Origin of the sequence: Glutamicibacter sp. V16R2B1, from assembly GCF_005774635.1 — a bacterium.
Lineage (GTDB): Bacteria > Actinomycetota > Actinomycetes > Actinomycetales > Micrococcaceae > Glutamicibacter > Glutamicibacter creatinolyticus.
In genome coordinates this window covers 24,538-37,863 of the sequence record NZ_VATX01000006.1, presented here as the reverse complement: position 1 = coordinate 37,863, position 13,326 = coordinate 24,538, and the positions used below count along the sequence as shown (strand labels likewise).

The 13,326-nt window shown below is 63.8% G+C and carries 9 protein-coding genes; 5 read left to right on the top strand and 4 right to left on the bottom strand.

The window, feature by feature from the left end; translation table 11 throughout:
- The first annotated feature begins 66 nt into the window (after nucleotides 1-66).
- From FDN03_RS04045 to FDN03_RS04035, 3 genes are all read left to right on the top strand, one after another.
- Nucleotides 67-699, top strand: coding sequence for a rhomboid family intramembrane serine protease (locus FDN03_RS04045; protein ID WP_138174359.1), 633 nt, complete (start codon nucleotides 67-69; stop codon nucleotides 697-699).
- 67 nt (nucleotides 700-766) lie between these two features.
- Nucleotides 767-1,141, top strand: a complete 375-nt coding sequence (locus tag FDN03_RS04040; RefSeq protein ID WP_054821355.1) for a PH domain-containing protein — start codon at nucleotides 767-769, stop codon at nucleotides 1,139-1,141.
- Between the two features lie 166 nt (nucleotides 1,142-1,307).
- Nucleotides 1,308-1,823 carry a phosphoribosyltransferase gene (locus FDN03_RS04035; protein ID WP_138174357.1) on the top strand — a complete coding sequence of 172 codons (516 nt, stop codon included), beginning with the start codon at nucleotides 1,308-1,310 and terminating at the stop codon, nucleotides 1,821-1,823.
- Nucleotides 1,824-1,942: 119 nt separating this feature from the next.
- Here the strand turns inward: FDN03_RS04035 and FDN03_RS04030 are convergent, their stop codons facing one another.
- Nucleotides 1,943-2,857, bottom strand: a complete 915-nt coding sequence (locus FDN03_RS04030; RefSeq protein ID WP_138174355.1) for a helix-turn-helix transcriptional regulator — start codon at nucleotides 2,855-2,857, stop codon at nucleotides 1,943-1,945.
- A 134-nt stretch (nucleotides 2,858-2,991) separates the two neighbouring features.
- Between FDN03_RS04030 and FDN03_RS04025 the strand changes: the two genes are divergently transcribed.
- A complete protein-coding gene (locus FDN03_RS04025) occupies nucleotides 2,992-4,224 on the top strand; it encodes an MFS transporter (protein WP_138174353.1) in 1,233 nt (410 codons plus the stop codon).
- Nucleotides 4,225-4,293: 69 nt separating this feature from the next.
- Nucleotides 4,294-5,340, top strand: a complete 1,047-nt coding sequence (locus FDN03_RS04020) for an alcohol dehydrogenase catalytic domain-containing protein (protein ID WP_138174351.1) — start codon at nucleotides 4,294-4,296, stop codon at nucleotides 5,338-5,340.
- A 31-nt stretch (nucleotides 5,341-5,371) separates the two neighbouring features.
- On the opposite strand, the gene FDN03_RS04015 is transcribed toward FDN03_RS04020, so the two are convergent.
- From FDN03_RS04015 to pheT, 3 genes are all read right to left on the bottom strand, one after another.
- A complete protein-coding gene (locus tag FDN03_RS04015) occupies nucleotides 5,372-6,892 on the bottom strand; it encodes a DUF5129 domain-containing protein (RefSeq protein WP_138174349.1) in 1,521 nt (506 codons plus the stop codon).
- Between the two features lie 441 nt (nucleotides 6,893-7,333).
- Nucleotides 7,334-10,024: a M14 family zinc carboxypeptidase gene (locus FDN03_RS04010; RefSeq protein WP_138174347.1), complete on the bottom strand. Its 2,691-nt coding sequence runs from the start codon at nucleotides 10,022-10,024 to the stop codon at nucleotides 7,334-7,336.
- A 757-nt stretch (nucleotides 10,025-10,781) separates the two neighbouring features.
- Complete coding sequence (gene pheT / locus FDN03_RS04005) at nucleotides 10,782-13,322, bottom strand: phenylalanine--tRNA ligase subunit beta (protein WP_138174345.1); 2,541 nt, start codon at nucleotides 13,320-13,322, stop codon at nucleotides 10,782-10,784.
- Between the last annotated feature and the right edge of the window lie 4 nt (nucleotides 13,323-13,326).

Here is a 13,326-nt window from a genome sequence, read left to right as displayed (position 1 = left end):
GGCCGCAGCACGGCGCAGCCGGACCCCGGTTATCCCCACGCCGATCAGGGGTGAAAGGAGGAATCCATGTCCTGGGTCACCACGACGATCCCCTACCTGGTGGTGCTTTGCGCCGCGTCGGCCTGCTGGCAGTTTAGCCGGACGAGCAGGCAGCGGCCCCGCTCTCGCCCGGTGGCCACGCTCAGCGCCGTCGTGCTCATCGGCGTCTCCTGCACGCTGCAGCTCGCGGTGGCACCGTTCCTGCTCGGGGAATGGCAACGCAACGGGTTTTCCGCATGGCTGCACCAGCCCTACCGGTTGGTGACCGCGCTGCTGGTCCAGGACGGTTGGCTGAGCGGCGCGATCTGGAACCTGGCGGCGCTGCTCTGGATCGGGCTGCTGGCCGAAGCGGTATGGGGATGGCGCCGCTGGATTCTCATAGCCCTCGTGTCGGGTATCGGCGCCCAGGTGTGGGGGTGGCTGGTGCAGCCGGTGGGCGCGGGCTCTTCGGTGCTCGTGTTCGGGCTGGCCGGTTCCCTGCTGGTGCGCGGCGCGTGCAGCGGCATTCCGGTGGCCCGCGCCTCGGGCTCGCTGGGGCTGCTGTGTGTGATGGGGTTGCTCGTGAGCGGGGATATCCACGGCGGCGCGGCCGCGTTGGGCGCGTTCACGGCGCTGGCCTTCGACGGACAGCGGCGGCGAAGAAGCCTCCCGGAGCGCTGAGGCCGCGAAGCGTTTGCTGCCTGCAGCCCGGGAGCTGAATGTCCCGCGCTCCGGCTAGAGTCAAGCCATGATCGATTTCAACAACTCCTCGGTGTTCAAGCTCAGCCCCAGCAACATGGCCGATCTGGCCCCGGAACTCACGCCGCTGCTGGTGCCGGGTGAGGAACTGCTCGCGACCTTCAAGGGCGTGCGCGATTCGGTGGCCTTCACGAACAAGCGCCTGATCGCGCTTAACGTCCAGGGCATTACCGGCAAGAAGCGGGACTACACCTCACTGCCCTATTCGAAGGTTCAGGCGTTCTCCGTCGAGACGGCCGGGACCCTTGACCTGGATGCCGAGCTGGATTTGTGGTTTAGCGGACTGGGCAAGGTCCGCCTGGAGTTCAAGGGCAAGGTCGACGTGCGGGCCCTGTCCAAGCTGATCGCCTCCTACGTCCTGTAGCGCCCTGTCCCCTGTTCAGCAGCCTGCCGGTGTTCCGCTTCGGTACGGCGGAGGCGAAGCGGCCGTAGGGAACGTCACGGGCGTCGGGAACGTCACGGGCGAAGGTGCAGAAAAGTACTTCGGGATCCACCGCCTAAAGCCTCCTCGGGCCGCTAGCATTGGAAGAATGACAGCCCTTGATGATTCCGGAGCAGATGTCCTGCCCGAGCCAGAACGCGAAGTGTTGACCTGGGACCAGTTTGGCCAGGCCTCACGTGAGCTAGCCCAGACCATCGTGAATACCGGTTTCGTGCCGGACGTGGTGCTGGCGATCGCCCGCGGCGGCCTGCTGCTGGCCGGTTCGATTTCCTACGCGCTGGGCGTGAAGGCGTGCGGCGCGCTGAACGTCGAGTTCTACACCGGGATTGGCACGGTGCTGCCCGAGCCGGTCGTGCTGCCGCCGCTGCTGGACGAGGGACACCTGCGCGACAAGAAGGTGCTGGTGGTGGACGACGTCTCGGACTCGGGGCGCACCCTGGCCAAGGTCGTTGACCTGGTCGGCGAGTGGGGTTCCGAGGTCAAGACCGTGTGCCTCTACACCAAGCCGCGCACCATCAAGGAACCGGATTTCGAGTGGCGCCGCACCGACAAGTGGATCACCTTCCCCTGGTCGGCCCTGCCGCCGGTGACCGCCGGCAAGTAGCCCCATCAGCTTGGGAGCCGGAAGCGTCTGCTGACGTTTCCGGCTCCTGGCGTTTAAACAGGCACCGTGCGCCGGCTCCAGCCCAGGCGCACCGGCCGCGCTGTCCGGGTGATACAGCGTCAGCCCGGGGTGTTCGTTGCGCCGCGATCGTTGCCCACACCGCTGCCGCCCAGTGCCGGTGCAGCGTTCAGGCTTGCCAGCAGCTTCAGCTTTTCCTCGTTCTTGGTACCCGGCTCGGCGGTATAGAACGACAGGTCGTGCCAGGCGCGGCGTGCGGTGGGAAGGTTCACCGATTGATAGGTCAGCTCGATCTCACCGACCTGTGGGTGCTGCAGGGCCTTGGTGCCTTCATGCCGTTGGCGGATCTCGTGGGAGGCCCAGAGCCGGCGGAAGTCGTCGCTGAGCGTTGACAGTTCCCCAATCAATTCGCGCAGCACCCTGTCGTGGGGTTCGCGTCCGGACTCTGCGCGCAGCAGCGCCACGGTCGCGGCCGCACCAGACTCCCATTCCAGGAAGAAGTCGCGGGATCCGGGATCCAGGAAGTGGTAGCGGGCGAAGTTCGCGGCGCCGTGGGCGGTGGTGGTGGAGCTGTCGAACATCGGCGCGTGCAGTGCCCGGGCCAGCGCGTTGGAGCCGATGACGTCCAGGCGCCCATTGCGCACGAACGCGGCCGAGAGGGTCACGGAGTCCAGCATCCACTGCACCGGCGGGGCCAAGGGCACCTCCCGTCGCCGGGTGGCCTTGCGGTGCGCCGGTTTGGCGGCGCGGGCCAGGTCGAACAGGTAACCGCGTTCCTCCTCATTCAGCCGCAGCGCATCGGCCACTGCATCCAACACGTCTTCCGACACCCCGGCGATGTGTCCCTTTTCCAGGCGCGTGTACCACTCGGTGCTTACTCCGGCGAGCACCGCAACCTCCTCACGGCGCAAGCCCGGCACCCGACGGCGAGCGCTGGTGGGCAGCCCGACCACGTCCGGGGTGAGTCGGGCCCGGCGGCTGGCCAGGAAGTCCCTGATGTCTGCGCGATTGTCCATGCCTATAACGGTACGCCGGGCCGGGCACGTCAAGGGGGTGGTGTTTCTACCCCCATAAACCCGATCTCCCCCATTTCTGGCCGCGGCGGTGAAATGGAGGGTGAGAGTATCCCCGAGCAGTCCCAAGGAGCCCGATGTCTGAACGCACCGCGCTGGAATACGACCCGGCCGCCCCCAGCGGCCACCGCCTGTCCCCGGCAATCTATGCCCTGGCCCTGGGAGTGTTTCTCATGGGCACCACCGAGTTCCTGGTTGCGGGCCTGTTGCCGGCGATGGCGACGGACCTGGAGGTGTCCCTCGCCCAGGCCGGGCAGCTGATCACCATCTTTGCCGTGGGCATGATTGTGGGCGCACCCATGATGGCGGTGGCAACCCGGCGCATCGCCCGGCGCTGGACGCTGATCGGTGCACTGGTAGTGTTCGCCGCCGGCCACCTGGTCGCGGCGTTCGCCCCGAGCTTCGCGGTGCTGGGGGCCGCCCGCTTCATCACGGCGCTGGCCACCGGCGCGTTCTGGGCGGTCGCGGCGGTGGTGGCCACGAGCCTGGCCGCCCCCGGAACGTCCTCTCGGGCGGTGGGGGTTGTCAACGCCGGCGGTATGCTGGCCACCGTACTGGGGGTGCCGTTGGGTGCGCTCGCTGGGCAGTTGTTCAGCTGGCGGGGCGCCTTTGTTGGCCTGGCCGTTCTAGCCGCAGCCGCGGTGGCGCTGATTGCCCGGCAGGTCCCGCACCAGCGGCCGCCGCGCCGTCCGGGGCCGATCCGCAGCGAACTGGGAGCCCTGCGTTCGGGGCGGCTGTGGCTGGCCTTGGCCGGATGCGCCGGCGCCACCGGTGGCGTGCTGGCCGCCTACTCCTATATTTCACCGCTGCTCACCGAGAACTTCGCGATGCCCGCGTCCCTGGTGCCGCTGGTGCTGGCCGCGTTCGGCGTCGGCTCACTGCTCGGCTCGCTGTTCGGCGGCCGGCTGGGTGATGCACGCCCGCACACCACCACGATCATTGCCCCGGCGATGACCGTGCTGCTGCTGGTGGCGCTCATGCTGTGCAGCGACGCCCCGGTGGTCGCCACCCTGCTGAGCACCCTGCTGGGCTTGTTCGGCCTCGGGGCCAACCCGGTGTTAATTTCATTGGCGGTGCGCTACGTCGACCGGGCCCCAACCCTGGGCTCGGCGCTGAGCGTCGCCGCGTTCAACGCCGGAACGGCCCTGGCTTCCTGGGCCGGCGGACGGGCCCTGGAGACCAGCGCCGGGACCAACGGCCCACTGATGGTCGGTGCGCTCATCGCGGCGCTCGCCCTGGTTCCCGTGATCGCGCTCGCGATAACGCAGCGGCGCCGCAGCGGCGCACCCTCCTCCGCGGCCAGGAGCTGAGCTCAACCCGGCTTTCATGTTCCCGCTCTTACCCAGTACCGAAATAGTCAACACGAAAAGAGACCCAACATGCGCGCAACACTGATGTACCAGGCCGGCGACGTTCGGATTGAAAACGTTCCCGACTCCCGCCTCGAACAGCCTACCGACGCCCTGGTGCGGGTCACTGCCTCCTGCATCTGCGGCAGCGATCTGCACCCCTACCACTCGATGGAACCACAACCGGTCCCGGTCCGAATGGGGCACGAGTTCATCGGGATTATCGAGCAGGTCGGCACCGCGGTGACGACGCTGCGGCCCGGCGACTTGGTGGTCTGCCCGTTCGCGATCTCGGACAACAGCTGCCAGTTCTGCAGGCAGAACCTCCACACCTCCTGCAGCCACAGCCAAGCTGGCTTCTGGGATGGCGGGGTTCCCAACGAGGGCGGTCAGTCCGAAGCGGTGCGCGTGCCCCTGGCCGAGGGCACCCTGGTCAAGTTGCCGGTCGCCGCGGACTCGGAGCTCATGCCCTCCCTGCTGACCCTGGCCGATGTGCTCGGCACCGGCTATCATGCGGCGGTCATGGGCGGGGTGGCGGCGGGCAGCCGGGTGACAGTGATCGGTGACGGCGCGGTGGGACTGCTGGGGGTGCTTTCGGCCCGGCTGCTGGGAGCCGAGCAAATCATCCTCATGGGCCGCCACGAGAAGCGCACCGCCCTGGGCCGGGAGTTCGGGGCGACCGAGGTGGTCGCCGAACGCGGGGCGGAAGGCATCGCGAGGGTTCGCCAGCTCAGCGGGGGTCACGGCACCGAGGTGGTACTTGAAGCGGTGGGCCACTACCCCGCCTACGAGCAGGCGTACGGCGTGGTTCGCCCCGGCGGGGTCATCAGCCGGGTGGGCGTCCCCCAGTATGAACAGGCTCCGATCGGCTTTGGCAGCCTGTTCCGTCACAATATCCGCCTAGCTGGCGGGCCCGCCCCGGTCCGGGCGTACATCGAGCGGTTATTGCCGCTTATCCTGGACGGCCGGATTGAGCCGGGAAAGGTCTTTGACGTGGCCACCGATCTGGATGGGGTGCCGCAAGGGTACCGGGACATGGCTGAGCGCAGGAATCTGAAGGTGCTGATCCGGCCCTAGCATCGGCACCTACCCGGGCCCGGCGGTGAAGTTAGAACCGGGAGGAGCCGCCGGCCCCGGAGAAGCTGCCGCCGCCTCCGGAATACCCGTGGGAGATCCCGGAAGAGGGGGAACTGGCGGCCTCACGGGATGAGGTCACCGAACTCACCCCGGAGCTGTAGCCCGTGTTGTAGGCCTGTACGCGCCAGAACATGCCGGCCGGGCTGGTCACGTCCAGGATTGAACCGCCGCCGCGCCGCTGCTGGGAGTAGGAGGAGCGTGACTCGCGCATCTTGCGGCGCATGTCCTCCTTCTCGTCATCGTTCTGGGCGTAGGCATCGATCTGGGCCGTGGCAAAGTCCTCCAGTTTCTCAGTCAGCTGCTCGCGCAGCTGCGCCAACCGGTCCAGGGCGGTATCGGCGTCGATCACCTCCGCCTTCAGCTCAGTGCCGATGAACTGTGCCTCGTCCACGGCGGTGTGGCGGAAGGATTCCAGTGCGGCCCCTGCCGCCTCGGTTCCTGCTTCGGCGTCCTTGACCAGCTGCGGAATCTGCTCCAGGTCCTCCAGCAGCGGCGCGGTCTGGGCCCGCCAGGCCGTTTCCCAGGTGGCGGACCGCGTGTAGAGGGCCGAGGCGGCGATGATCGCATCATCGGTGGAATCCAGCTCTTGGGCGGCGGACAGGAAGTTCTCGGTACGTACCACCCCCTGGGCAGAGGAGCGTTCCTTCTTGGTGGCAGCTTCCAATTCCTGCTGTTCGGTGAAGGAGGAGCGGTAGCTGGCGACGAAGTCGGCGAACCGGCGTTCCAGGTCCGCGGCATGGTGGGAGCCCGTGGGCAAGGTCCGGGCCGCCAACTCAGTGGTGTCCAGGTCCATGGTCACGTTCGTCAGGTGCGTCGTCCCCGTCTTCAACTGGTCAGCAAATTTCTTGCGCCGGTTCGAACGCACCTTGGCGACACTGCCCCAAACGATGCCACCCACGCCCCCACCCGCAGCGGTTACCACCCACACCACGGGGTTTTTATACCAGGGCCGGTTCATGAACGCGGCTCCTTCGGTCGCCACCGCAATGATCCCGTCGCTCCAGCGGGCTTGTTTGAAGTCCTCATAACCCGCTTCGTGGATCTTTTCCATCAGCTCGTCGCTGACCTTCCGGTCTTCGCCGAAATAGGTTCCGACCTGCCCGGAGTCCGGGCCCTCAAGGGAAAGGGTGATGATGAAATATCCGTCCGCCCAGTAATCGCCGTGGTCCTCTGGCTTCTGTGAGATCCACTCGGGGTGCGCGGTACGGGCATAGAGCAGTGTCTTGGTGTTGATGTTGTCCGCGTAGTTTCCCTCGCGGGTGTAGACAACAACCTTGGTCGGCTCGTAGAAGTCGACCTCTTCCAGCGCCTCCCGTACCCGGTCCTCGTTGATCACCCCGGCGGTGTCGTTCACCGTCACAGATTCCAGATTTTGTCCGGCGGGAACGGTTACGGCCGGGGCGGCGTGGGCTGCAGGAAGGATCCCCAGCAATCCCAGGGCCGCCACCGCTGAGGCGGCGGCGGTTCGAATCGGGAGGCTGACTTGAGACATTGGGGTTCCCTTCCCAGGCTGCTGACTAGTTCGTGCGGAGGTTGGTCTATCTTCATCCTATCCATAGACGCATATTTGTCACTGCTCTCGACCCGCGAGAACGGCATGCCAGCTTAGGGCACGCTGATCGCCTGCCCCGTGGTAATCGGCAGGAGCGCCACCCGGCATTCAGGGTAGTAACGCGGCAGATCGACTGCCAATAGGCCGCACCACCCGTTTTGCCTAGCGCTCGAGTCAGACAGTGGCTGGCCTTTCCTCTAGACATTAACTAGACGCTTTGCGGTAGCGGCGACAATCCGGGTAGGCAGGCACAACAGGAACAATTCGAGAGTCATCACCGCAGCCGACAGCAGCAGGACGTCCGGGCGGCTGGCAAGCAATAGGGGCTCAAAGCAAACGCCGTGAGCCCCTATTGATCGGTCTAATTATTTACCTAGATCACTACTTTGATCCATTGTTGCCACTGCCCTTCGTTTCCTCTGACAAGTCTGCACGAGTTACTCGTTCACCGGCACCGTTGTAAATCGCATTTGTAACGACTGTCCAACTTGCTCGTGGCCAAGTGCGGAAGGTGATATGTCCGCCGGCAATTGTCACATTGCCCTTACCGTAGGTGAACTGCGCAATATTAGTTCCACCAGCAATTGCGTCAGTACCCTTGGCGTAGCCACTGACTAGCAAATCGCCCTTGGTCGGGTAGGTGGAAACTCGGGCCTTCTTCTCCTTTACAGTGAAAACAGCGTCATTGTTGTACCAAGTTGGCCAATTCTTTGGCATCCCCCACGCTGCCGGCTTCGAAACATCATAGGTCTGGGCAAGCAGTGCACCTGGGGCATTAAACGTCTCCCTATCCTCCGGTCGGATATTCTTGGCCGGTAGATCCAAAGCGCTAATTGCGGTCTCCGATCCGGAGCCCAAAGCGACAAGGTTGCCACCCTTTTTCACGAAGTTTTTCAACTTCTTCGCTCCATCTGGAACGCCCGCCGCCCACGCGAACTCCTCCGGATACTTACTGGTATCGAGTCCCTTTGTTAGCCGCTCCGTTGTAATACCGGGAGCAAGGACGATGGTGTCAAACTTCTTACTGAGATTGTTGTAGTCCTCCGCCTCAACCACCTCGTAATTCATTCCAAATTGATCCATCATCCACATCATCCAACCACCGGGCATGTTGTTGGCACCTCTGACCAAGCCCACGCGGGTGTTCTGCTTCAGCTTGATGGCTGAGGTTTTCGGCATCTTAGAAATCGCATGCACTGGAAGGGCCGTATCCTTCACTGCCTGTTCAAGAGTCTGTCGCGCTTTCTTGCCTGATGGTATTAGCAAGGCGCCCTCGGGCAAGGTTTCCCCTGAAACCTTCACTTTGGAGCTGGCTCGGTATGTGACAACGCCTTCGTCCTGAAGAGCATCAATTATCTTGCCTAGCCCGTAGGAACTCGGCGATAGGACGTAAGCCCCCTTACGGCCGGGGTCCCTGGGCAGCCGCACCGATTCCTGTACGACTTCGCGCACCGATTCCGTTTTTGCTTTGAATTTTGAATCGATGGCTTTCACATCAACCCCGAAGAACAGGGCGAGATTGTCAGTTGTTTCACTGTACGGCATGATCAACGGGCAACCATTCGTACACTTGCGCGCGCTATCCGGATATTCGTCAATTCTCAACAGCTGATCGACCCAGCGGCCCAGTGGTTGCTGAGTCCGGATAATGTAGGCTCCCCTGTCGTATTTCTGCCCGTCGGCGTGGAAGCTCCTCGTTGCACGCTCAATTTCGACCTTGCCCAGATTGAGAATGTTCAGCATCTCGTAAACTGCGTACGGGTCGCGTTGCTCGGCCGGTACGACATACGCGTATGCACTGGCTTCCCAATCGAGAGTATCTCGCGTGAATTGGTAGAGGTTGTTGTAGAGGAAGTCTTGCGCGTCCTCCGCTACCGTGTTCATTCCGCTCAGCGCGGCTTTCACCTGGTAGTCAACGTTCTGCTTGAAGGTCCAAGATGTCGCCCTGTAGGGATTAGGGTTCCGCATTGTCGCAGGTTGGTCATCGAGCTTCTCGTCCTCGAAGGTATAAGCAAGATCCCTATTCGAAGCGATTTCACTGAGCCATACAGATGTGCCCTGAAAAGAACCATAACCCGCGACGTCCGCGTTCCACATGATGCCATACGCATCATCATGTTGGACTCCTGACAAGCCCTCGGCTATCAGGTCCTTTTGTGCTTCCATTCCTACGGAATTACTGCCGGTCACAGTTTTCGGGTCTATCGCAGTCGAGAGTGGTTCATCCCATGGTGGAACCCAAGCACGAGGACTCAGTGTTCCCGCTTGATGCATGTAGTGCTGGACCACCGGGCGATACTTCTGCTCGATTCCTAGCCGTGTGCGCGATTCCTTCTGTGTGTACATGAACCAGTCTCGGTTATTGTCGTGACCAACATACCGGTGATAAAGGTCCGGGTACGTCCGGTTGTACTTAGTCCCCGCCGTTTTGTTGAAGTACTCGACGACCATTTTTTGACCGTCAGGGTTGGCGGATGGAACGACCACGACGACCATGTTGGACAAAATCTTCTTCGTCTCGTCCGAGTCTTCGGTGGCCAGTTTATGGACCACGTTGATTAGCCCCTGAGTCGTTCCTACTTCGGTGGAATGGATGGAGGCCTCTACGTAATAGACAGGAACTGTAGTCTTGGCCAACTCTCTGGCGTAGTCATCAGTTGAAACTCCTTGCTTTTTCGCTTCGGCTGCCAGGGCTTTGGGATCCGCAAGGCGGTTGTTGATCGCTAGGATGTCGTCCAAGCGGTTCAAGTTCTCTTCGGAACTCATTCGGAGAAGGGGATAGTCATCTCCGTCTGTGGTCTGATCAACGACTTCGTAATCAGCCTCCGCGGACTTCTCCGCAATGAGCTGGAAGTACTTCTTAATCGTTTCGAAATCAGCGAGCTTGCCCTCATCTCCAATTTCAAATCCGAAGTAATCAGCCGGTGTGGGAATCCCGGAGATTTTGTTCTCCATGCTCGGTGAAACCGAGAGTTGTGCCCCTGGAACATGTCCTCCGGCAGCCGGTGAAGCCACAAGGCCCACCATGGCGGCAAACGCTATACCGCCTAACACGCGCTTTCGAGCTTTCATTACTTTCTCGCCCTTGAGTCAGCACCTGCACAAGGAGGCAGGTTGTATTTGGATCTGCAGAAAGGTCTGGTAGCCGTATGGCCAAAAATCACGTGATCGAGTCCTTGTGGGACTGTGAACAATCTATGTGAGCCCTGTGAGCACCACAATTGAAAAACGTCTGCGGGTTCTTGGTTTCTGTGAGGTTTTGTCTTCGAGCAGTTTCGGTATCTCTGAAGCAATGTGAGGCATTCGGAGACTGCGCAGCGCCAAGTCATTAGGGGATCATCATCCAACTGGCGTCGAGATCGAACAACTATTAGCGGTACACCGCCGAAACTCGCAAATCAACTACATCGCAAAAATCTATACGCTTGGGGTAAGTACCCCCGCAAGACGGGAATGAAGTGGCGTTTAATCTGAAAAACGCCTTCATAGACGTTTTGAAGCACAGAACGTCTCAGCCCCTAAATTTGCTCAGCGCTAACCATTTCGCATGCTTAATCGTGACGCAAATTCTCCTGTCCCGCTAAACACCTTCCAAATGGGGACTCCACAAATTCACCTTTTGCAGGACGGCTCATCCATTGAAAACGAGTCTGGGACGACGCAAACCTTGCTAGGCGATACTTCTGAGCTCGCTCCATACCTGCTGTAGCACCGTACTTGTTGCTGTTTGGTTAAGTCTTCTCTGGCACGGCACTTTTGGAGCGTCACGCAAAAAGCGCCCTGCACCGCCCCCAATGTGAGGAACGGTACAGGGCGCTATCGCGGATTGCTAGCGCTGCACGGCGCCGAAGCGATCGGCGGCGACCGCCACGGCCGCGGCACGGGCCTCGGAGGCCTCGTCCGCGGTCAGGGTGCGGTCCGTGGCGCGGAAGCGCAGCCCGAAGGCCAGTGACTTCTTGCCGTCCTCGATGCCCTGGCCGGAGTACACGTCGAACAGTGCGATGTCCTCCAGCAGTTCACCGGCGCCCTCGCGCAGGGCGCTCAGCACGTCGCCGGCGACGACCTGCTCATCCACCACCAGTGCCACGTCCTGGGTGGCCAGCGGCTGGGTGGTCATCTGCTCGGCGACAACCACGGCCGGGGCGGCGGCCATCAGGGCCTCGCCGTCCAGTTCCATGGCCACCGTGCGCGCGGGCAGGTCCAGGTCCTTGAGCAGCTGCGGGTGCAGTTCGCCGGCGTAGCCGATCAGTTCGCCGTTCACGCTCAGCGCTGCGGTGCGGCCCGGATGGAACGCCTGGTGCTTGCCCTGGGCGATTTCCAGTTCGGAGCCCAGGATCCCGGCGGCGGTGCGCGCAACATCCAGTGCGTCGGCCCAGTCCCAGGCGCGCGGGGTGAAGCCCACCCCGGCGGCGGCCTCGTGACCGGTGAGCACGGCGGCCAGGTGCCAGGGCTGGTTCGGGATGCCGGCGCGCAGTTCGGCCAGCACCTCATCGCTCGGCTTGGCGCCCAGCGGCGGCAGCACCTTGGAACCGGTCTGCGCTCCGGGCAGGAACACCAGCCCGCCCTCGTACAGCGCCAGGTCGCGGAAGCCGCGGCCGTGGTTGCGCCGGGCGATCTCCAGCAGCCCGGGCAGCAGCGAGGTGCGCAGCAGCCCGTATTCGGAGGAGATCGGGTTGGCCAGCTTCACGCTGGGCACCTCGGTGCCCGCCTCGGGGGTGCCGAACGTGTTGTTCTGCGCGGCCGAGACGAACGGGTAGGCCAGCACCTCGGTCAGTCCGGCGTCGGCCAGGCCCTGCAGCAGGCGGCGGCGCTGGGCCTGGGTGCGGGTCAGCCCGCGCCCGGGCGGGGCGACCGGCAGGGTGGCCGGGATCTGGTCGTAGCCGATGACGCGGGCCACTTCCTCCACCAGGTCCTGCTTGATCGCCAGGTCCGGGCGCCAGGTCGGGGCGATGACCTCAAAGCCCTCGCCGGTGGCGGTCACGGTGCCGCCGATCCCCTCCAGCGCGGAGATGATCTGCTCCTCGGTGTAGTCGATGCCCACCAGGGAGCTGGCGTACCCGGCCGGAAGCAGGATGCTCACCGGTTCGGCGGGGTTGCCGTAGTCGGTGATGTTCGCGGTTTCGGTGCCCCCGGCCAGCTCGACCAGCAGGTCCACGGCACGCTGGGCGGCCACGTCGGCCACATTCACATCCACCCCGCGCTCGAAGCGCTTGGACGCCTCGGAGGGCAGCTTGTGCCGGCGGCGGGAGCGGGCGATGGAGACCGGTTCGAAGTTCGCGGCCTCGATGACCACCCGGGTGGTGGCCGCGCCTACCTCGGTGGAGGCCCCGCCCATGACCCCGGCGATGCCGATCGGCCCGGAGTCGTCGGTGATCAGCAGGTCCTCGGTGTTGAGGGTGCGTTCCTTCTCATCCAGGGTGGTCAGCTTCTCCCCGGCGGTGGCGCGGCGCACCACGATCGGCCCGGCGAGCTTGTCCGCGTCGTAGAAGTGCAGCGGCTGGCCCAGTTCGAGCATCACGTAGTTGGAGATGTCCACGGGCAGGGAGATCGACCGCACCCCGGCCAGCGAGAGCCGGGCCGCCATCCAGCGCGGGGTGGGGCGGGCCGGGTCGATGCCGGTGACCTCGCGGGTGACGAAGCGGGTGCAGCCGGGCACCCCGTAGATCGGGGCGTCGTCCGCAACGCGCACCGGGTGGCCTTCAGCGGCGGCCTGGGTCAGCTTGATCGTGGCGGCCGGGTCGGTGAACTCGGTGCCGGTGGCCAGCGCGTATTCGCGGGCCACCCCGCGGATGGAGAAGCAGTAGCCGCGGTCCGGGGTGACGTTGATTTCCGCGGCCTGGTCCTTCAGGCCGAACAGCTCCAGCACATCGGTGCCCAGTTCCGGGTCCAGCCCCAGGCGGGAGAGCACGATGATCCCGTCGTGGTCCTCCCCGATGCCCAGTTCGCGCGAGGAGGCGATCATCCCGGTCGAGACGTGGCCGTAGGTCTTGCGCGGGGAGATGCGGAAGTCCCCGGGCAGCACGGCGCCGGGCAGGGTCACCACGACCTTGTCCCCGACTTCGAAGTTGTGTGCGCCGCACACGATGCCCTGCACGCCCGAGGGATCGATCCCGTCCCCGGTCAGGGTCTGCCCGGTGCCCTCGGGCACCACGCGCACCTGGCACCAGTTGATGGTCTTGCCGTTCTTCTGCGGCTCCTTTTCCAGGCTCAGCACCTGGCCGACCACGATCGGGCCGTGCAGTTCGTCGGAGGGACGGTGCACGTCCTCCTCTTCCAGCCCGACCTTGACCAGGTCGGCCATCACGTCCTCAGCCGAGGCGTTGGCAGGTACCTGCGCGTACTCGCGCAGCCATGACAGTGGTACTCGCATTGGG